Below are 19,778 nucleotides of genomic sequence, written 5' to 3'. Positions count from 1 at the left end.
GGTTACCGGACGTGCATTTAGCTGTTTGCGAATATCAATTTGGATAGTTTTACCGGCTTGTTGTGCCTTTGCTACAAAAGAGAAAAGTCCAGCTGCACCTATCAGGAAAAAAAGTTTATAATTCATTTATTTAACCTTACTTATTGTTTTGCAATAGGTTTTTAGTTTGAAAATCTAAGTTCGATATCTATTCATCCAGAATACAAACTACATCAACAACACTTTCCAGGCATCCATTACATGGCCGTTATCTAACAAATGTTTGGCTTTTAAATGCAGGCGTGTGATACGGCTGTGACTGTCAATGGTAGCATCAAGCAGTTCTTTCATCTCATCGGTTTTACTGAAGGCTTCTACCTCCTCATCAGATGGCAGAGTTTTAACAAGTCCCAATAAGCCCAAATTATTTCCGGTTAATACGTTGGAGTTTTTAACATCTTTAGGAAAAGCATCTATGCCGATACCTATTCCGGCAGAATCTATTGGTTTGGCAATTTTAAATAAATTATCGCCGGTTACCCTGCAATACCAATCACCGCCTAAACGAGCCACCAGATCTATTTTATGAGGGTCTATTTTGCCATCAGCATCTAAAATATCTTCATTGATATGCATCCGTTTCACCTCTGCAATAACCAAATTACCTGCTCCTCCGTTTTGCCCTAACGATATCACCTCATTCACTACACATTCCAATTGAACGGTCGATTCCGCTACTCTTGGGGGCTTTACCGTCTCCGAAGCCAATTCAGTAAACCCCGCCTTAGAAAACTCATTTACTCCTCTGGGATAATCTGTACTGGTTAAATAGGCCTGTTGAACCATATCATAGTTTACAATATTGATCACACATTCAGGCACTTCCAAAACGTTTTCAAGCGTATGCTTAGTGGTGTTATCCCGTGCCCTGCTTGTCGGTGAAAAAACGCATATCGGTGGATTGATACTAAACACATTAAAAAAACTGAACGGACTTAAATTAACCACGCCATTTTTATCAATAGTGGATGCAAAGCATATGGGTCGAGGTGAGATGGCATAATGTAAAAAACCTTGCATTTCCGCCGGTGTTAAGGATGACGCATCAATAGTTTTTAACCCCATTCAAATTTTTATTAACGTGAGCTCGGTATAGGAAAAGGTATACAAAGGGTATGTTTTCCGCTTGCTAAATGATTGACAACAATTCATTAGCAAATACCAATATCCCGTGATGGGAGATAAAATTACAGAAATTTTGTAAACATTGTTGACCTTTGCAAAGGCATACTCTTAACAAGCATGGCAGGCATTTAATATTTAATTGATTTACAAATATTTGCAATCCAAAAACAACAAATAAGCAACAATAGAAAATAATGAAATCATCCAAAAAACAATTAGTTTTCAGGGGAAGCGGCAGCCGTTGTTCAAATGACCGATTGTGCAGCGTGTATTACCCGGGTGGCGGGGGGCTATAGTACTATGGCTACTGGCCAATGCAGATGCGTAATCTATGGGAATGGATCTGCAAGTGAAAGTGTGCCGGACTCTTATTGCTTAAATTAACATTTTGTTTCACTGTCTACCTCTCTATATGGGTGGACAGTTAAATTTGACAATTACCATTATGAACAAATTAGTATTCAGTATTGTTTTGGGACTCTTTGCAATACCGGCCTTTGGCCAGTATCAATTTAGACTCGAGATTTATAGTAAATCACTGTCTGAGAAAAAGGTTTTCCTGAATATATTCAATAATCATGATCACGTTCCAATTAAGGCTGACTCGGTTGTTTTAAAAGACGGCCACGGTATTCTAACCGGTCAGCTTATTCAATCCAGTAACTTTGCGGCATTTAATATCTTAGATGAGCACTATGTCGAGACTTACTTTGTCCTGGATTCCGGTAAAAATATAGTACAATTGGAGTTGCCAATAAACGAGCACTCCAGAGGGTTAAATATCAATTCTAACAGTCGCGGCAATACGATATATGACGATTTGAACAAAATATTTACAGATCAAGTTGATCGTAGCCCCACACCGGCAAGGGTCAACGGCTATATAAGGGTACCATTGGCGTTAATGGATCAAATTACCGCGGCACAAATGCAACGACTGGCCGCATTTCCCGCTGACTATGCTGCATTGCTTTATCTTTATAGGATGGGCCGTTTGAACGACCGTGTTGATCAGGCAAAATACATTCTGAACACATTAGCAGGCTTCGACGAAAGCATAAGATATTCAGCATTAGGTAAAGAACTTTATAAGGAAAAATCCGAGTTAATCAGTACCAAGCATGCAGCAACAGCTGGCAACGATGTTCCGTTTTTTAAGGTGAATGATATCAATAATAAGCCTTTCAGCAACCGTTCGCTATTAGGTCAAAATTATTTAATAGTGTTTTCAGCCACCTGGTGTGGACCTTGCCAGCTCCAATTACCCAAATTGAAGAAACTTTACCAGGACTATAACTCGTTAGGCTTGAAGGTTATTTATTTTAACATTGATGACAACGTGACCCGGTGGAGAGAACACGTAACAACAAACAGGCTCAAATGGATCAATGTTTCAGAACGGTTAAAAGCCAGTGAAAGCAAAATTCAAAAATCATTTGGTGTTTATTCAATCCCAACCTGCCTAATAGTGAACAAACAAGGAAAGATTATATACAATTCTGACGATGGCGATCCAGGGATTGATCATATACAAAGTTTTCTAAAAACATTAATGAATTAACTACTTGTCAGGATTGAAGATCGTTCAAACGTTTTAGTCTGGTAAAAAAAGCATTCTTGAACACGATTATGGCTGGCTTTCACCGGAATATCATTTAATGAGTTGTTAATCAGCAGCCTAAGGCTTGTTACTCGTTAAACCTGAATAGTAACACCCGAGTAACATAAGTAACATAAAATAGAATAAAAAACAAAAGATCAAGAAAGCCATTAAAATATTTTAAACATTGATATTCAAAACATTAACATCATTAACTTATCCCATTCTTTACGGGACTATATACTCTTAACAAGCATGGCAGGCATCTACATACATATACCCTTTTGCAAACAGGCGTGTTACTATTGCGATTTTCATTTCAGTACTTCATTAAAATATAAAGATGATTTGCTGCAGGCTTTGGTTAAAGAGATCAGGCTGCAAAAAAACTACCTGAATAACGAAACCGTTGAAACCATTTACTTTGGCGGCGGTACCCCATCGTTACTGCAAGCTGACGAGATCAGTAAGCTCATTAATACCATTACGGAACTGCACACCGTATCATCAACCGCCGAAATAACTTTAGAAGCTAATCCGGATGATCTGGATGATGCCAAAATAAAAGCCCTGCGCCAAACCAATGTAAACCGCTTTAGCATTGGCATACAATCATTTTTTGACGAAGATCTGCTTTGGATGAACCGCGCACACCGCAGCAGGCATGCCGAAGCATCGGTAAAGCGCGCCCAGGATGCAGGCTTTGAAAACATTACTGCCGACCTTATTTATGGCTACCCGTTATTAACCGATACCAAGTGGAAACAAAACCTGGATAAGCTATTTGAGCTGGCTATCCCGCACGTATCATCCTATTCCATGACTGTGGAACCTCAAACGGCATTGGCATCGTTCATCAACAAAAAAACACAGCCTCCAATGAACGAGCAGCAAAGTGCCGCCCAGTTTTTGGTGCTGATGGATGCCATGACCGATCATGGTTTTGAACATTATGAGATATCAAATTTTTGCAAACCCGGGCATTACTCCAGGCATAACTCCAACTACTGGCAAGGGGTAAAATACCTGGGCATAGGGCCATCGGCACACTCCTATAACGGTGAGACCCGGCAGTGGAACATAGCCAATAATGCCAAATATATACAAGGTATTGAGACCGGCAAACTACCTGCCGAAACCGAAACGCTTACCGAAGAAAACCGGCTTAACGAATACATCATGACATCCATACGCACCATGTGGGGGCTTGATCTGGGTAAACTCAATGATATAGCCAAGGCATCTGCAAATGAGTTACTTATTGCTGCCAACCGGTATTTTGATAACGGCTGGATAATTCAAAAAGACAACAAGCTTTACCTAAGCCCTGAAGGCAAGCTTTATGCAGACAATATTGCGGCCGGCCTATTCTTTTAAAGCAGCAGGTTGTAAGAAATATCAGACGCTATAAAAACCAATCGTGCGTACTCCCCGTATCTTCATACAAGTAGCTGCCTAAACAAAATGTAAACAAAGCTTCAAGGGCCCGTGATAGCTTTGTTACATTGTAAAACAAAACAAACAAGCACCTTTGGGTGTCATTAAAAACATTTCGTAAACTAATCACATCATGAAAAAACTAATCATCGCGGCACTCGCAGTAGCTACTTTTGCTATAGCGTCCAAAGTAAACGCGCAAACTAAAATGGTAGGTGGCGCAGCTATGTACCCAACCAAAAATATAGTTGAAAATGCCATAAACTCTAAAGATCATACCACCCTGGTTGCTGCTGTTAAAGCCGCTGGTTTGGTACCAACCTTATCATCGGCGGGCCCTTTCACCGTATTTGCTCCAACTAACGAGGCCTTTAATAAATTACCTGCCGGTACTGTTGATAACCTGGTAAAACCAGCTAACAAAGTCGCTTTAACAAAAATTTTAACTTACCACGTAGTAGCCGGAAAATTAAGCGCTGCTGATTTAATGGCCAAAGTAAAAGATGGTAAAGGCAAAGCCGAACTGAACACCGTAAGCGGCGGTACTTTAACCGTTATGGAGCAAGGTAAAAAACTGTACCTGGTTGACGAAAAAGGTGGCAAATCATGGATCACTATTGCCGATGTTAACCAAAGCAATGGCGTTATACACGTAGTAAACACCGTATTAATGCCTAATTAACGTTATTCAGGATTATTAATAAAAAGCCTTGGTGCAAAGCACCCGGGCTTTTTTATTGTCAGATAAATTTCAAAATCGCCCTAAACAATTGGGTGTTTTTTCCAATTAATTAATTTTGCATGTTAATTAATTGTGAATATGAGTATAATTTTAACATCCATAGATACCGTTGATAATATAAGCAAACAGGACTTTGTTAACAATTATTTAAATCCTCGTAAACCGCTTATTATACGTAAAGCAACTGAAAGCTGGCCTGCTTTGCAAAAATGGACTTTCGATTATTTGAAAGAAACCGTTGGCGACCAAATAGTTCCGTTGTATGATAGCGCTAAAGCCGATCCATCCAAGGCTATTAACGCGTCAGCACAGGAAATGAAGTTTGCCGACTATATCGACCTTATACAAACACAACCTACTGATCTACGTATCTTTTTGTTTGACCCGATAAAGCACGCGCCTAAACTACTGAACGATTATCGTTCACCATCTGATTTAATGGGTGGCTTCCTGGATAAATACCCTAACATGTTTTTTGGAGGCGCGGGTTCTGTTACGTTTTTGCATTACGATATTGACCTGGCCCATATTTTTCATACTCACTTTAATGGCCGCAAAAAAGTGATGCTGTTTGATTACAAATGGACCGACAGACTGTATTGCATTCCATTTGCGACTTACGCGTTGGAAGATTATGATATTGAAAACCCTGATTTTGAAAAATTCCCGGCGTTAAACGGCGTTGAAGGCCAGGTGGCTACCTTAGAGCATGGCGATACACTGTTTATGCCAACAGGCTACTGGCACTGGATGAAATATCTGGATGGTTCTTTCTCAATATCATTGCGGGCCTGGGATAAATCATGGGCCATAAAGGCCAAAAGCTTGTATAACTTAACCATACAGCGCAAGTTTGATAACCTAATGAAATCGCGCTTTAAAAAGGACTATATGGACTGGAAAGAAAAGCTGGCCATTAAGCGGGCCGAAAATGCTTTAACGGCAGGAAGACCGTAAGTAACTAATATGGTTCATGTCATATTTTTTTAACATAAAATCTATACCTTTTGGGGTTTTATTTCGTTATTTTGTTTGCTTTTCGGTATTATCGTTAATTTAATTTAAAATAAAACAGCCCGGAAAGTAAACATAACATGAGTTTTATCCTCCGCCCGATTGATACCGTTGAAAATATTTCTTCTGAAGACTTTAAGAAGAATTATTTAGACCCACGCCGCCCCCTGATTATAAAAGGGCTTACCAAAAGCTGGCCAGCCCGCGAAAAATGGACTCCTGAATATTTGAAACAGGTAGTGGGTAATAAAGTAGTTCCTCTTTACGATAATTCCAAAGCCGATCCTTCTAAACCCATCAACTCATCGGCAACCGAAATGCCTTTTGACGAGTATATAGATTTGATCCGCAGTAAGCCTACTGAACTGAGGATATTCTTCTTTAACATATTTAAACAGGCTCCGCAACTACTGGATGATGTTAAATTACCTAAAGACCTCATGGGTGGCTTTTTAGAAAGCATGCCGGCCATGTTTTTCGGTGGATCTAACTCGGTTACCTTTTTACATTACGATATTGACCTGCCCCATATTTTTCATACCCATTTTGGCGGGCGCAAACATGTAATATTGTTTGAAAATAAATGGAAACGCCGTTTATACTGCATACCCAACGCCACTTACGCCCTGGAAGATTATGATGTGCTAAATCCCGACATTAAAAAATTCCCGGCTTTGGATGGTGTTGAAGGTATAGAGGCATTTTTAGAACATGGTGATACCCTGTTTATGCCAACCGGCTACTGGCACTGGATGAAATACCTTGACGGCTCATACTCCCTGAGCCTGCGTGCCTGGGACGCATCCATTAGCCGTAAGGCCGCCAGCCTGTATAACCTGGCCATCAAAGGTGGTGTAGATAGCGTGCTGAAAATGGCCTTCAAAGAAAAATATGCCAAATTTCGCGAAGAACTGGCCGTGAAATGGGCCAACCGTGAACTTGCCGCAGGGAAACCGCTGTAAGGCTTTACGTTGTAAGTATTACGTTATACGTTTTAAATAATATGAATAGCGACGAGTAGTGCTCATCGCTATTTTTATTTACAGCGCTTATAGAGTATTCGCACCTTTATCATCCTTTTGGGAATAGTAAGCCTGCACTATATCTGGTAGGTAATTAAAATAAGTAAAAGGATCATTCCTGATCTGTGTTGCAGACATAGGCACAATTTTACAGGGCTCATCATATATCACGGCTTCGCAATTCAAAAAACGGCTCATGTAAGCGCCATAAGCTTCCGAAGCAAATATCACATCAATAGGTGGCAACTGCTCTTTAAGGTAATTGGCCCAAAGTTTGGATAAACCTTCAGATGATACCGTAACTTCAGCATCTGATAGTATCAGATCGTCATAATTGAGCATCATAGGCTTAACCTTACTGTTCTCTTTATACAAATCCTCCAGCCATTCCAGTCTTTGAGCTCCCGTAATGGGCTCGTCGTCGCTGGCGCTTACTAAAACAATCAGTTCATCGCATTGCCCAACGGCAAATTCAATGAGAGCCATATGTCCCTTATGCAGGGGCATAAATTTGCCTATGATCAAACCTGTTTTCATCTGTAAACTCCAGTTTAAAATGTCAAATTCAATACTGCAAATCTATGAAGTATGATCACATACTATCTTCCATTCTCCTTTTATTTTTTTAAACCATAAAGTATAATATCCGCCAGGCGCATCTTTGGCACGTTTTAGCTTCCAGGCACCCATTACAAAGGCATTGGTAGCATCAAAAACTTTTACCTGCAAAATGGTAAACTTAAGCTGCCCCATAGCGGCCTTATTTGGATAAGCTTTTTTATAACGCTCAAGGGTAGCCTGCCAGCCATAAAGCGGCGCGGTTTTGCCAATAAAAAGCAACGAATCTGATTTCCAGTAAGTTTGCATAAAACTGTCAATATCGCCACGGTTCCAGTCCAGCTCTTGTTTATGCATTACGTTTAAAATAGCCTGCCTGTCCTGCGCGTATAAAAAGCCCGAACCAAGCATCAGCAAACAACATATGATGAGTTTTTTCATAAATTAAAGATAAAGTAATCGAAGTGTTAGTTATTTACTCGTAGTTATCATTTTGTATAGATATGCAACCGCTACAAAATGTTAAAAATCCTGCTATATTTGAAAATATACTACACCAAAACTTTACATTTAATTTTATGAGAGATCAGGTATTAAGCTTCGGCGAAGTTTTATGGGATGCCTTTGGCGATGGAAAAAAGGCCGGTGGTGCCCCAATGAATGTGGCAAGACACCTGGTGCAACAGGGCGTTAAGGTTACCTTTGCAAGCTCTGTTGGTATGGATAACAGCGGCGATGAGTTGGTTAACTTTTTACAAAAAAGCGGTTTATACTCCCCACTTATTCAACGCGATGACGAATTGCCCACCTGTGAAGTTACCGTACAGCTTGATGAAAACAACCAGGCTACCTATGTAATTCCTGAACCCGTTTCATGGGATAATATACAAAGCCACACTATACTAACACAGGCAGCCCAACAGGCATCGGCCATTGTGTTCGGGAGCCTCGCTTGCCGCAATACTACCACGCGCGAAACCCTGCTCAATTTATTGGATGAAACCCAGGCGCTCAAAATTTTTGATGTAAATCTGAGGCCTCCGCACTATACACTATCAACCATTGAAACCCTGGTAGCCAGTGCCAACGTAGTAAAAATGAACGAGGAAGAAGCCAACCTGCTTATCGGCGGTAGCAGCGATTCGTTAAGGGATCAGATCAACGAATTCCGTTCCAAATACCATAACCAAACCATTTGTGTAACCCGTGGTGAACATGGTGCCATAGTATGGCATGATCATGAATTTTATGAAAGCCCGGGCTGCCCTGTAAAAGTAGGCGACTCCGTAGGCGCGGGGGATGCCTTCCTGGCTACCTTTGTAGCCGGCTTACTGGCCAAGCACCCTATGCAAACAATTGTTGATAAATCATGCTCGGTAGGTGCGTTTGTAGCCAGCCAACGCGGCGCCAACCCGGTTTATCCGCCGGAATTGCTGAATAGTTTGGCGTATTTGTAAAACAATCTCAAACCATAACATGTCATTGCGAGGAGGAACGACGAAGCAATCGCGAACTATGCCATTCACCCTGTAAAGCATGCGATTGCCGCGCTACGCTCGCAATGACAAACTTCTCCCAACACCCTCTTTACGTCGCAGGCGAAGAGAGGGTCGACAAGCACAGCGATGTCGGGGTAAGTAGCCTTCTCATCCGCACATCTAAAATCCGCACATTCCCCATTTGTCATACTTACCTAACAATTTCTTTTAATACCTCGTATACCAAACTTTTAAAAATAATTATCCGTTTCTTTATATATAGAAAGGACACGATATGCGCGGTTTTGGATTTTCCAAGTTTAAACCCAACCAGATCCCCAAAGGCGGATTTGAAGAATTATTAAAATTATTCCTGGAATTGCTTAATTATACCTCGGGCGATGCAGGCGAAGCTTTAGCCTGGCTAAATGAGCTTGACAAACAATACAACCTCACCAATGACGATTATGGCATGGGCGATTTTATTGACGAGCTTAAACAAAAAGGCTATCTGGATGAAGATAAACAAAGCGGAGGTTTTAACATCACCGCTAAAACGGAGCAAAGCATCCGCCAGTCGGCATTGGAAGAAATATTCGGTAAATTAAAAAAATCAGGCAAAGGCAATCATCGCACACCGCAATCGGGTCAGGGTGATGAAAAAAATGCCGAACGCCGGGAGTTTGAATTTGGCGATAGTTTGGATCAGATCGATATGACCCAGTCTATCCATAACGCCCAGGTTAATCACGGCATTGGCGATTTTATGATGACTGAGCGCGACCTGGAGGTGGAGGAAATGGACTATAAGACCCTTACTTCAACCGTGCTGATGATAGATATATCGCACTCCATGATTTTGTATGGTGAAGACAGGATAACCCCGGCCAAAAAGGTGGCTATGGCCCTTGCTGAGCTCATCCGCACCAAATACCCTAAAGATACCCTTGATATTGTAGTTTTTGGTAACGATGCCTGGCCTATAACCCTGCAGGATTTGCCTTACCTACAGGTTGGCCCTTACCATACCAACACTTATGCCGGTTTGGAATTAGCCACCGATCTGCTTCGCCGCCGTAAAACGCACAATAAGCAGATATTCATGATCACCGATGGCAAACCTACCTGCTTAAAGGAAGGCACCCGGTATTATAAAAACAGCATCGGGCTGGACAGGAAAGTAGTGAACAAAACCCTGAACATGGCTGCCCAATGCAAGCGCCTAAAAATACCTATTACAACTTTTATGATTGCGAAAGATCCCTATTTGCAGCAGTTTGTTCGTAAATTTACGGAAACCAACGGCGGTAAGGCTTTTTACAGCTCATTGACCGGACTGGGCGAATATATTTTTGAGGATTACATACGTAACAGAAGAAAAACGGTAAGATAATTTAAGTCGGAAAGACCGGAAGTCCGGAAAGTCCGAAAGACAAATTTTCTGCTCGCAAACTACCAAACAAAAACAACACTTCCGGACTCTCCGGTCTTCCCGGACTTTCGGACCACACAAAGAAGAATGAACAAACTATTGGATATAAAAACCCTCGGCCAGCTTAAAAAAACTGATTACAAAAGCCGATCGGTTAAAGACGAATTACGCGCCAATTTAATTGCACAGCTAAAAAAACGCGAAGGCGGTTTTGAAGGCATTGTTGGTTTTGAAGATACGGTTATCCCCGATCTGCAAACCGCCATACTGTCGCGCCATAATATTTTGCTGCTTGGCTTGCGCGGCCAGGCCAAAACCCGCATAGCCCGCTTGCTGGTTAATTTACTTGATGAATATGTTCCTTATATTGAAGGATCAGATCTGTTTGATGACCCTTACAACCCTATTTCCTGGTACGGCCATACCACGGTTACCAACATGGGCGATGATACCCCAATAGGCTGGATACACCGCTCTGAACGCTACACCGAAAAACTGGCTACCCCGGATGTTACCGTTGCCGACCTGATTGGCGATGTTGACCCGATCAAGGCTGCCACATTAAAATTAACTTATTCAGACGAGCGCGTTATACACTTCGGCTTGATCCCCCGTGCACACCGCGGCATATTTGTGATCAATGAGCTGCCCGATTTGCAAGCCCGTATCCAGGTATCATTGTTTAACATTTTACAGGAACGCGATATCCAGATACGTGGCTTTAAACTTCGCCTGCCACTTGATATACAGTTTGTATTTACAGCCAACCCTGAAGATTATACCAACCGCGGCTCAATAGTTACGCCACTGAAAGACCGTATTGAAAGCCAGATATTAACTCACTACCCGCGTACGGTTGAAATTTCAAGAAAGATAACCCAACAAGAAGCCTCCCTTACCGAAGAGCAGCGCAAAAACATTGAGGCTGATGACCTGGTAAAAAACCTGGTTGAGCAAATTGCCTTTGAGGCCCGTAACTCCGAGTATATTGATAAAAAATCAGGTGTATCTGCACGTTTAACCATCTCGGCCTATGAAAACCTCATCAGCAATGCCGAGCGCCGTATGATCATCAATAACGAAAGCAACACTTTTGTACGCGTAACCGACTTTTTGGGCGTAATCCCTGCTATTACCGGTAAAATTGAACTGGTATATGAAGGCGAGCTGGAAGGACCCGGCAAGGTTGCTAACATACTAATTGGTAAAGCCATTAAAAGCTCACTGCTGGAGTTTTTCCCTGATCCCGAAAAAGCTAAAAAATCAAAAGGAGTTAATCCGTACGCCAGCATTATTAACTGGTTTGGCGAAGGCAATAACCTTGCTCTGGTTGATGATATGCCTTTGCAGGATTACAAAAAAGCCCTTAATGAGGTTGCAGGTTTAAAAGATCTGGTTAAAAAGAACCACCCCCGTCTTACCGAAAATCAGCAGCTATTACTTATGGAATTTGTGTTGCATGGCCTTTCTGAGTTTTCTCAACTCAATAAAGGATTTTTAGATAATGGTTTCGCGTTCTCCGATATGTTCAACAGCCTGTTTAATCTGCAGCCTGATGATGATGACGATTTGGATTTAGACGACGATCGTTATTAATTTAGTACCGGGTTTTGGTATCAAGTAGTTAGTATCAAGTATCACGACTTTCAATCTGTTTTGTAAAAATAGAGGCTATCTTGATACTTGATACTAACTACTTGATACTAATTGACCTAATCGATACTAATTAACATAAAATGACAGAACAGGCGCTTAACATTATCCTGATAATTGCCATACTATTACTTATTGATTTGTATGTGTTGCATGGTATACGCGGCGCGTTTAAAAAATGGAAGTTGCCCCATTCGGGCGACTTTACTTTTTTTTACTGGTTTATATCCGTTTCATTAATTGCTGGTCTGCTATTAGTAATTTATATCAACTTAGGTATAGGTACGCGTGCAGGATTTTTAATGGCTTTTTTCCTTGTGCTGTTAGTTAAGCTATCATTTTTACCCTTCCTGTTGATAGATGATCTGAGAAGGCTGCTGGTATTAAGACGCAACAGGCTTCAGCGAAAAACTGAAAATATCATCATCCCTCCGCATGAACATGATATCCCGCGTTCGGAGTTTTTGATGAAGGCGGGCTTGCTGGCCAGCTCCATACCTTTAGCTGGCATCAAGCTAAGCATGCCCAAAGCTTTATATGACTATCATGTAAAATACCAAACCATGTACCTGCCCAATTTGCCTAAAGCATTTGACGGTATCAGGCTTGGGCAGATATCTGATATACACTCCGGCAGTTTTTTTAATAAAAAAGCGGTATTGGGCGGCGTTGAAATGCTGCTTAAAGAGAAAACAGACCTGATATTTTTCACCGGCGACCTGGTTAATGGCCAAGCCATAGAGATGAAAAACTATCAGGATATTTTTTCAAAAGTAAAAGCTCCACTGGGGGTTTATAGTTCGTTGGGCAACCATGATTATGGCGATTACGGCATCTGGCCCTCACCTGAACTTAAAAAGAAAAACCATGAAGACCTGATTGCTACTCACAAAAACATGGGCTGGGATCTGCTGCTTAATGAACATCGGCGTTTAAAAGTAGACGGCGAAGAAATTGGCATACTGGGTATTGAAAACTGGGGCGAGCTAAGCATGTTTCCTAAATATGGCCGCATGGACCTGGCCACCAAAAACACGGATGATCTGCCGGTAAAATTATTGTTATCACACGATCCTTCGCATTGGCGTGCCGAAGTGCTGCCTAAATATCCGCAAATAGATGCCATGTTCTCAGGGCACACACACGGCATGCAGTTTGGCGTACGCACAGAACATTTTCAATGGAGCCCTATTGAATATATTTACAAAGAATGGGCCGGTATGTATAATGAAGGTCAGCAACAATTATATGTTAACGTAGGCTATGGCTTTGTAGGCTTAAGAGGCCGCGTTGGAATATTGCCGGAGATTACGATATTTACATTAAAAGCCGGCCAGGATCCTTCCGGATACCGATCATAACCAATCAAATGCGGCGGCTTCAGTATCGATGAAAAAACTATTGCAACCCGCGCTTGATTTTTTGCTGTTCAGTAATATTTTCATGTCACTGTGCGCGGTTGCGCAAGCTTTGCTCACTTTTCAATTAATTGGTGCCAAGCCTGTATTCACTGTTTTAGGTTTACTATTTACATCAACCCTGGGTATTTACAATTTCTGTATATTAATAACCAGACCAGTACGGCCCGAAACATCGCCTTATAAACGTGTGCGTTGGTTTTTTGCGCATTACAGGCTCATGGTAACGTTTACCATTGTATCGCTACTATCACTTATCCCGCTGTTTTTTTTAATTACAACCGAATCAAAAATACTGCTCATTTTTTTGAGCGTGCTATCTTTTAGTTACAGTCTGCCTTTATTTACCGTAGGCGATCATAAATTCGGGCTCCGTAATATTCCGGGTTTAAAACCATTTCTGATCACTCTGGTATGGACCATGAGCTGCGTGCTATTCCCGGCACTGGAGGTATTGCACCGTTACAGTAATGATATCAGCATGCGCGATACTACCATCATGATAGCTAAACGCTTTTTGTTCATCGCCGCGCTAACCATTCCTTTTGATATCCGCGATCTGTTTGAAGATCGTAAACACGGGTTAAAAACCATTCCGGTTGCCCTGGGCGAAAAAAACGCTTATCTGTTTTGCCAGGTTTTATTAGCCGGGTATATAGTTTTACTATTCATTTTCAGGCATAATGGCTTTAATACCGACTTTTGGGCTTTAACAGCTACTATAATTTTAACAGGCTGGCTTATATTTAAATCGGCCTGGAAAAAGAACGAGTATTACTACTTTTTTTATATGGATGGTGTACTCATATTACAATATGTGGTATTAATAGCAGCCAGGTTTATAACAACCCATATATAGCGCATGGCAGCCAACTTCAATAACTCGGCCTGGTTTTATGATCGCCTTTCGCGCCTTGTTTATGGCCGTGCATTAATAAATACCCAGCAATATCTTATCCAATTTATAGAACCCGGCACTAAAATATTGATAGTGGGCGGAGGTACCGGCTGGATATTGGAGGAGATCAGCAAACTTCATGCATCAGGTTTACACATTACTTATGTAGAAGTAGCGGCAAATATGATAGCCCTATCCCAAAAAAGAAATATAGGTAACAATCAGGTAGCTTATATCAATAATGCTATCGAAAATGTATCCTTAGCGAATGATTTTGATGTGGCGATAACTCCATTTCTGTTCGATAATTTTACCGAGCAAACTTTAGCAACTGTATTTAACCACATCCATGCTTTGCTAAAACCAGGTGGCTTATGGCTCAATGCCGATTTTCAGTTAACCGGCAAATGGTGGCAACAGTTTTTACTGAAAAGCATGTTTATTTTTTTCAGAATAGTTTGTGGTATCGAGGCCAGTAAATTACCTCAAATCGAAGCTTACTTTACTCAAAACACTTATAAACCCATAGGCCAAAAAACTTTTTTTAATGAGTTTATTGTGGCTAAGGTTTATCGCAACCTTGTTAGTAAAGAGAAGATCTAAACCAATACCTGACAAATCTCAGTTTGCCAGATATTAGTTCATAATAAGTACCATCCGATTCAGTTTTTTCATTCAGTAGCGCTATTCATTCAACCTTTGTCGCTTCAGTTTTATGCCCGTTTTCATTTAACACCGCCTTGTTAACCTTACCGGCGGCATCCATTAAAAACTCTATCTGTACCGGAACTTCCATCGGGAAAAACTTAGTCTGGCTTTCGGGATAAAGGGTTAATTTAGGCTGACCTGTGGGCTGGCCTTTCAATTTACCATCTTCATAAGTTACGTTTATACTAATTGTTGGTGTTATGGCGTACTTGCCTACATAAGTTTGCATAACCGAAGCAGGCACATTAGCCACTACTTTAACAGTCGACCGATATAAACCCTTAAATCCATAAACTTTGGCTACACTATTGATCACTTCTTTGATAATATCATCACGATCTGAATTAACCATCACTACAACGCCGTTACCGCCCTCAAGGCTGCCATAATATTGGTTACGGAAACCTATGTTTGCACCACCATGCTGAAAATATTTAACGCCATCAAGCTCATCAATAAACACACCCAGCGCGGCACTTTTATCCAGATATGGCGTAAGCCTGAGCCGGGTTGTAGCCTGGTTCAGCACCTTTGCCGATTTGCCCTCATAAGCCAGTTGCGTTTCGATGATATACTTGGCCAAATCGGTCGGGGTTGTCCATAAGCCGGCTGCTGCCTGTTCAGGGTGTATCTGGTATTTGCCCGGCGCTTGCTTACCATTGGCATCATACGCAGTGGCCAGCATTTGAGATTTAATACCCACCGGCGGTTGTTCGTATGTACTGTTGCTCATGCCAAGCGGCTGTAGCACCGCTTTTTTCATATAGCTGGCATAGGGTTCATGCGTAACGTCCATCACGATCATTTGCGATATGGTAACGCCGCCACCAGAATATTCAGATCTTAAGCCAGGCTGGTACATAGAACGTACTGGGGCGGAATTGGCCGGAGCTACGCCATCAAGTATCTGCGGTATGGTGGGCAATGGTTTTGTTTTATTGTAACCACCAAAGCCATGTACCGTTAAACCGGCTGTATGGCTCAGCAAATTAGCCATCGTGATCTTTTTGCCATTACTCAGGCTATCATAAGGAAATTTCCAGCTGGTAAGGTAGGTGTTAATATCCGTATACAGATCAATCTTTTTATCCTGTACCAATTTGAGTACTCCTACCCCATTTAACGATTTACTGATCGAACCCGACTGGAACAGTGTATTTACAGTAACCGGAATTTTCAAACTATCATCGGCCAGACCATAGCCTTTAGCCCAGGCAATATGATAATTTTGGATAACTGCTATGCTGAGGCCATGCACTTTATAAAAAGTCATTCGTTCCTGTATAGTAGCCGGTTTTTCGCCGGCTATCTGTACAGTGCCTACAAGATTAGTTTCAACCTGTTGAATTTTGCTTTTGGCATCACTTTGAGCAAATACCGGCAACTGCACCAATAGCAGTGCCGGTAAAATAATGAATTGGTTTAGTGCTTTCATTTAGATATACATTTTGATATAAACAATTATACAAAATATAATTCTGTATTTTTATTTATATCAAAATAAAATATTGAATAAAATCACTAAGACCATTATCTGGAAGCCGCTTCCGATAATGGATCTATACCAAATTACTTTTTCCCAAATGCTGTTGCCAGTTCATTAAGCTGAGCCGCATTAAGGGTTTCTTTACCGTTCTCTATCACGATGCGATATTTGAAAGTCACCGACTCGCCTTTTTTAAGTGTCAGATTCTTGGCCGATTTGCCATTGGTAAAAATCTTTTCGCCCAGCGGGTTAGCAGCAAATAGGCCGTAACCCCTCGCATGCCAAAATGTAGGATAATTGGGGTTTTGCGGATGATCGATAATAGAAATACTCACCGAATCAGCACCCATTTTACCGTATACCTTGCACCAAACGCCCCGGGTACTCCAGGCATCGTTACCGGTTTTGCCCGCGCTGGTGAGGTATGTTCCGTTAGCTACATGGTCTGAACCCCCTTTTACTATAGTTACAATGCCTTTATCATCCGTAAATTTTTGATCGGCAGTTTCGGGTATTTGCAATTCATGAGCAAGGCGTAGGCCCAGCATACCATCCTTGGCATCATTGAAAACAGCATCGATATCGGCTTTCAGAGTGGTATAACGATCTATGATGCGCTGGCTGCCATTACCACTGAATTCAAAGCGGGTGGTTTCTTCCAGTATCACCTCTTTTTGCTGGTTAGTCCAGTTGGCGTGGTAGGCCAGTACACCGGTTTCGCCGCTTTTGGTTTCCAGGATACGATCGGTGCGGATCCAGCCGTAGGAGCTTTTTTTGGCGGCAGGTATAGCGTAGGAGTTATTCCAGAAATCGAGTCCGTTCAGGTTTTCAAAATTGAACCATAAGCCAATATGATGCGGATGATCGGTAGGGTCGCCGGCACGTTTGGCCAATGGGAAACTGCGGGTAACTACTGTACCGGCGGCATCACGCAGGGGGTATAACACCGGTTTTTCCAGCGTATCCGGGTACAGAAAACTGGTAAAGGGTTTACCGCCTATCAGCACATCTATCTTATCCTTTGATGCTTTTACGATTTTAACAGGTTCGTTTTTTTGAGCATATACAACCGAAGCTAAAGTTGTCATGACTAAGGCAATGCCTAATGTTTTAAATATGGCCATAGGGTTATGATGTATAAGGTTAATAATAGTTGAGGAGAAAAGAGCTTCCCATTTGTGAGGGTAATGTCCCATCAAAAGGCAGTTTCATCAAATCAGCCTGCTTATCGACTCACCCCGACATCGCTACGCTTGTCGACCCTCTCTTCAGCTTCGCTGGAAAGAGGGTAAGAAAACCTTTTATCGTATTTCTTTTTGTCCTTTATCTTTTTCAAAACCCCTCTTTCCGCCGCAGGCGAAGAGAGGGTGGTCAAGCGAAGCGTAGACCGGGTGAGTCACTTGTCTGCCATGCAAATCAAAGATTATGCCTTTTAAAAAGCTCACCTCTTGAGAAGGGCAGGGGTGTGTTTTCTTTAATGATGAACACACCCCGCCACCTTCACTATCTTTCGCTCCCCCTCTCAAGAGGGGAATTATGAATTAATATTTAAACACTTTTCCGTTAGCCATTACCTCCTGGCTGGCTTCGTCAAATGTGGCTTTGTAGCCGGTATGTACGGCTGCGTTGGTCATGATATTCGCGATAGAATGGCTATAACCAGCTTCGACCGGGGCATTTGGCTGTTTGCGGCTGCGCACACATTCCATCCAGTTACGTACGTGGTTAGAGGTCAGTTTATCGCCACCTGTATTGGCAGATGCTACCACCTGCTCCGTATTCTCTAAACTTATTTCCGGTAACAGGTTAGCCTGCATGCCCATAGCACCGGCCATTTTAGCAGTTAAGCCGCCCTCTGGTGAAACCTTGTTAGTATTCAGATTGAGCTCGCCGCCGTTTGAATAATAGATCTCGGCAGGGTGTTCATCACCATTGTGCATACGCGAGCCGAACGTTACCTGAAAGCCTTTTGATGGATCATCCAACGGACCGTAATCAAATGCGGCCAAAATGGTATCCCAGTTACGGCGGCCATCTTTCCACTTATAAATACCACCATTGGCTACTACGCTGCGCGGATGTTTAAGGCCGGTAAACCAGTGTACGGTATCAATCTGGTGGCTCATCCACTGGCCGGGCAAACCTGATGAATATGGCCAAAACAAGCGGTACTCTAAATATATGCGCGGATTGAAGGCCTCATATGGGCGGTTCATGATAAAGCGTTTCCAATCAGTATCCTGCTCTTTTAATACATTAAGCAGTTCGGGGCGGCGCCAGCGGCCGGGTTGGTTTACGTTCCATGTAAGCTCTACCATTGTAATATCGCCAAACTTGCCCGAGCGGATAAAATCATTAGCGGCATGGTAATTGGCCCCACTCCTGCGCTGCGAACCTATTTGCACAATTTTACCTGATTCCTTTACCGCTTTAAGGGCGGCGCGGTTATCTTCCATCGTTTCGGCAAATGGCTTTTCAACATAGGCGTCGCAACCGGCCTTTACCGCTTCAATAGCATGACGGGCATGTTGAAAATCGGCTGTGCTGATAAATACCGCGTCGACAGATTTGCTGTCATATAGTTCTTCATTGTTGCGGTAGGCCTTTACATCGTTCTGCATCTTTTCCTTCCAGATGGCCGCGCCTTCTTCACGCCGCCTGCTCCAAATGTCTGATACGGCAACCACCTCAAAATTAAGCTCTTTGTAGTGGTTCATAAAGCTGGGTATATGTGAGCTTCTGTGTCTGTCAGAAAAGCCTACAACACCAACCCTAACGCGGTCATTAGCACCAATGATGCGTTTATAGCTTTTTGCGCTCCAGCTGTTTTTAGCAAGCATTACACCGGCACCCGCCAGCGCGGCCTGCCTGATAAAAGTACGGCGTGATTTTTCCATGAAGAATAGATAATTGGTTAATGGCCGGTTACTACAACCGGCTAAAACCAAATATCGAAGAATTTACCTGAAAACCGATATTGTTTTTAAGTGTCTTTGTAACAATAATGTTTCGCAAGTAATCCGGAGTTATTTATTCGCTCAAAACTTTTTAAAATTTTATTTTAACACTTTTTGGCATCAAAATCGGTGAAAAAACAGCGGAAATCGATCAAAAAATGAGGTAAAACAAGCATTTTAACACTTTTTCACTCACTTTTGGGGTGTTTTT

17 protein-coding genes are annotated in these 19,778 nt (G+C 42.1%); 11 read left to right on the top strand and 6 right to left on the bottom strand.

Annotation, left to right across the window (positions count from 1 at the left end; all coding sequences use genetic code 11):
* Positions 1 to 207 precede the first annotated feature (207 nt).
* Complete coding sequence (locus AAGC65_RS12185) at positions 208 to 1,104, bottom strand: flavin reductase family protein (protein ID WP_343112727.1); 897 nt, start codon at positions 1,102 to 1,104, stop codon at positions 208 to 210.
* A gap of 505 nt (positions 1,105 to 1,609) precedes the next feature.
* Between AAGC65_RS12185 and AAGC65_RS12180 the strand changes: the two genes are divergently transcribed.
* From AAGC65_RS12180 to AAGC65_RS12160, 5 genes are all read left to right on the top strand, one after another.
* Complete coding sequence (locus AAGC65_RS12180; protein WP_343112726.1) at positions 1,610 to 2,725, top strand: TlpA disulfide reductase family protein; 1,116 nt, start codon at positions 1,610 to 1,612, stop codon at positions 2,723 to 2,725.
* Between the two features lie 294 nt (positions 2,726 to 3,019).
* Entirely contained in the window at positions 3,020 to 4,141 is a 1,122-nt protein-coding gene (hemW, locus tag AAGC65_RS12175) for a radical SAM family heme chaperone HemW (RefSeq protein ID WP_343112725.1), read from the top strand.
* 193 nt (positions 4,142 to 4,334) lie between these two features.
* On the top strand, positions 4,335 to 4,883 hold the full coding sequence (locus tag AAGC65_RS12170) for a fasciclin domain-containing protein (protein WP_343112724.1): 549 nt from the start codon (positions 4,335 to 4,337) through the stop codon (positions 4,881 to 4,883).
* A 138-nt stretch (positions 4,884 to 5,021) separates the two neighbouring features.
* A complete protein-coding gene (locus AAGC65_RS12165; protein WP_343112723.1) occupies positions 5,022 to 5,900 on the top strand; it encodes a cupin-like domain-containing protein in 879 nt (292 codons plus the stop codon).
* Positions 5,901 to 6,037: 137 nt separating this feature from the next.
* Complete coding sequence (locus AAGC65_RS12160) at positions 6,038 to 6,919, top strand: cupin-like domain-containing protein (protein ID WP_343112722.1); 882 nt, start codon at positions 6,038 to 6,040, stop codon at positions 6,917 to 6,919.
* Between the two features lie 87 nt (positions 6,920 to 7,006).
* Here the strand turns inward: AAGC65_RS12160 and AAGC65_RS12155 are convergent, their stop codons facing one another.
* Together AAGC65_RS12155 and AAGC65_RS12150 are read right to left on the bottom strand one after the other, a co-directional pair.
* Positions 7,007 to 7,516, bottom strand: a complete 510-nt coding sequence (locus tag AAGC65_RS12155) for an adenylyltransferase/cytidyltransferase family protein (protein WP_343112721.1) — start codon at positions 7,514 to 7,516, stop codon at positions 7,007 to 7,009.
* A 42-nt stretch (positions 7,517 to 7,558) separates the two neighbouring features.
* Positions 7,559 to 7,978, bottom strand: coding sequence for a nuclear transport factor 2 family protein (locus AAGC65_RS12150; protein WP_343112720.1), 420 nt, complete (start codon positions 7,976 to 7,978; stop codon positions 7,559 to 7,561).
* A 137-nt stretch (positions 7,979 to 8,115) separates the two neighbouring features.
* Here AAGC65_RS12150 and AAGC65_RS12145 point away from each other — a divergent pair, with 137 nt between their 5' ends.
* The 6 genes from AAGC65_RS12145 to AAGC65_RS12120 all read left to right on the top strand — a co-directional run bounded on the left by AAGC65_RS12145 (position 8,116) and on the right by AAGC65_RS12120 (position 15,019).
* A complete protein-coding gene (locus tag AAGC65_RS12145) occupies positions 8,116 to 8,994 on the top strand; it encodes a carbohydrate kinase (protein WP_343112719.1) in 879 nt (292 codons plus the stop codon).
* A 316-nt stretch (positions 8,995 to 9,310) separates the two neighbouring features.
* Positions 9,311 to 10,408 (top strand): VWA domain-containing protein, encoded by a 1,098-nt coding sequence (locus tag AAGC65_RS12140; RefSeq protein ID WP_343112718.1) that lies wholly within the window; start codon positions 9,311 to 9,313, stop codon positions 10,406 to 10,408.
* 126 nt (positions 10,409 to 10,534) lie between these two features.
* A complete protein-coding gene (locus tag AAGC65_RS12135; RefSeq protein WP_343112717.1) occupies positions 10,535 to 12,043 on the top strand; it encodes a sigma 54-interacting transcriptional regulator in 1,509 nt (502 codons plus the stop codon).
* A 140-nt stretch (positions 12,044 to 12,183) separates the two neighbouring features.
* Positions 12,184 to 13,461: a metallophosphoesterase gene (locus AAGC65_RS12130; protein WP_343112716.1), complete on the top strand. Its 1,278-nt coding sequence runs from the start codon at positions 12,184 to 12,186 to the stop codon at positions 13,459 to 13,461.
* Between the two features lie 28 nt (positions 13,462 to 13,489).
* On the top strand, positions 13,490 to 14,377 hold the full coding sequence (locus AAGC65_RS12125; RefSeq protein WP_343112715.1) for a hypothetical protein: 888 nt from the start codon (positions 13,490 to 13,492) through the stop codon (positions 14,375 to 14,377).
* Between the two features lie 3 nt (positions 14,378 to 14,380).
* Complete coding sequence (locus tag AAGC65_RS12120; RefSeq protein WP_343112714.1) at positions 14,381 to 15,019, top strand: class I SAM-dependent methyltransferase; 639 nt, start codon at positions 14,381 to 14,383, stop codon at positions 15,017 to 15,019.
* Positions 15,020 to 15,104: 85 nt separating this feature from the next.
* On the opposite strand, the gene AAGC65_RS12115 is transcribed toward AAGC65_RS12120, so the two are convergent.
* The 3 genes from AAGC65_RS12115 to AAGC65_RS12105 form a co-directional block, all read right to left on the bottom strand.
* Positions 15,105 to 16,559: a serine hydrolase gene (locus AAGC65_RS12115; RefSeq protein WP_343112713.1), complete on the bottom strand. Its 1,455-nt coding sequence runs from the start codon at positions 16,557 to 16,559 to the stop codon at positions 15,105 to 15,107.
* A 134-nt stretch (positions 16,560 to 16,693) separates the two neighbouring features.
* Positions 16,694 to 17,734, bottom strand: coding sequence for a PmoA family protein (locus tag AAGC65_RS12110; RefSeq protein WP_343112712.1), 1,041 nt, complete (start codon positions 17,732 to 17,734; stop codon positions 16,694 to 16,696).
* Positions 17,735 to 18,151: 417 nt separating this feature from the next.
* Positions 18,152 to 19,507, bottom strand: a complete 1,356-nt coding sequence (locus AAGC65_RS12105; protein WP_343112711.1) for a Gfo/Idh/MocA family oxidoreductase — start codon at positions 19,505 to 19,507, stop codon at positions 18,152 to 18,154.
* Positions 19,508 to 19,778: the final 271 nt, after the last annotated feature.

Origin of the sequence: Mucilaginibacter sp., assembly GCF_039207105.1 — a bacterium.
In the GTDB taxonomy this organism is placed as follows: domain Bacteria; phylum Bacteroidota; class Bacteroidia; order Sphingobacteriales; family Sphingobacteriaceae; genus Mucilaginibacter.
Note: the sequence above shows the minus strand (reverse complement) of the source record. Positions and strands in the feature narration are given on the sequence as shown.

What these genes read in the sequence shown, in the direction of transcription:
- hemW (WP_343112725.1), top strand. Translation starts at nt 3,020, where the DNA reads ATGGCAGGCATCTACATACATATACCCTTTTGCAAACAGGCGTGTTAC.
- AAGC65_RS12130 (WP_343112716.1), top strand. Translation starts at nt 12,184, where the DNA reads ATGACAGAACAGGCGCTTAACATTATCCTGATAATTGCCATACTATTA.
- AAGC65_RS12170 (WP_343112724.1), top strand. Translation starts at nt 4,335, where the DNA reads ATGAAAAAACTAATCATCGCGGCACTCGCAGTAGCTACTTTTGCTATA.
- AAGC65_RS12135 (WP_343112717.1), top strand. Translation starts at nt 10,535, where the DNA reads ATGAACAAACTATTGGATATAAAAACCCTCGGCCAGCTTAAAAAAACT.
- AAGC65_RS12155 (WP_343112721.1), bottom strand. Translation starts at nt 7,516, where the DNA reads ATGAAAACAGGTTTGATCATAGGCAAATTTATGCCCCTGCATAAGGGA.
- AAGC65_RS12165 (WP_343112723.1), top strand. Translation starts at nt 5,022, where the DNA reads ATGAGTATAATTTTAACATCCATAGATACCGTTGATAATATAAGCAAA.
- AAGC65_RS12150 (WP_343112720.1), bottom strand. Translation starts at nt 7,978, where the DNA reads ATGAAAAAACTCATCATATGTTGTTTGCTGATGCTTGGTTCGGGCTTT.
- AAGC65_RS12160 (WP_343112722.1), top strand. Translation starts at nt 6,038, where the DNA reads ATGAGTTTTATCCTCCGCCCGATTGATACCGTTGAAAATATTTCTTCT.
- AAGC65_RS12120 (WP_343112714.1), top strand. Translation starts at nt 14,381, where the DNA reads ATGGCAGCCAACTTCAATAACTCGGCCTGGTTTTATGATCGCCTTTCG.
- AAGC65_RS12110 (WP_343112712.1), bottom strand. Translation starts at nt 17,734, where the DNA reads ATGGCCATATTTAAAACATTAGGCATTGCCTTAGTCATGACAACTTTA.
- AAGC65_RS12115 (WP_343112713.1), bottom strand. Translation starts at nt 16,559, where the DNA reads ATGAAAGCACTAAACCAATTCATTATTTTACCGGCACTGCTATTGGTG.
- AAGC65_RS12125 (WP_343112715.1), top strand. Translation starts at nt 13,490, where the DNA reads ATGAAAAAACTATTGCAACCCGCGCTTGATTTTTTGCTGTTCAGTAAT.
- AAGC65_RS12105 (WP_343112711.1), bottom strand. Translation starts at nt 19,507, where the DNA reads ATGGAAAAATCACGCCGTACTTTTATCAGGCAGGCCGCGCTGGCGGGT.
- AAGC65_RS12180 (WP_343112726.1), top strand. Translation starts at nt 1,610, where the DNA reads ATGAACAAATTAGTATTCAGTATTGTTTTGGGACTCTTTGCAATACCG.
- AAGC65_RS12185 (WP_343112727.1), bottom strand. Translation starts at nt 1,104, where the DNA reads ATGGGGTTAAAAACTATTGATGCGTCATCCTTAACACCGGCGGAAATG.
- AAGC65_RS12140 (WP_343112718.1), top strand. Translation starts at nt 9,311, where the DNA reads ATGCGCGGTTTTGGATTTTCCAAGTTTAAACCCAACCAGATCCCCAAA.
- AAGC65_RS12145 (WP_343112719.1), top strand. Translation starts at nt 8,116, where the DNA reads ATGAGAGATCAGGTATTAAGCTTCGGCGAAGTTTTATGGGATGCCTTT.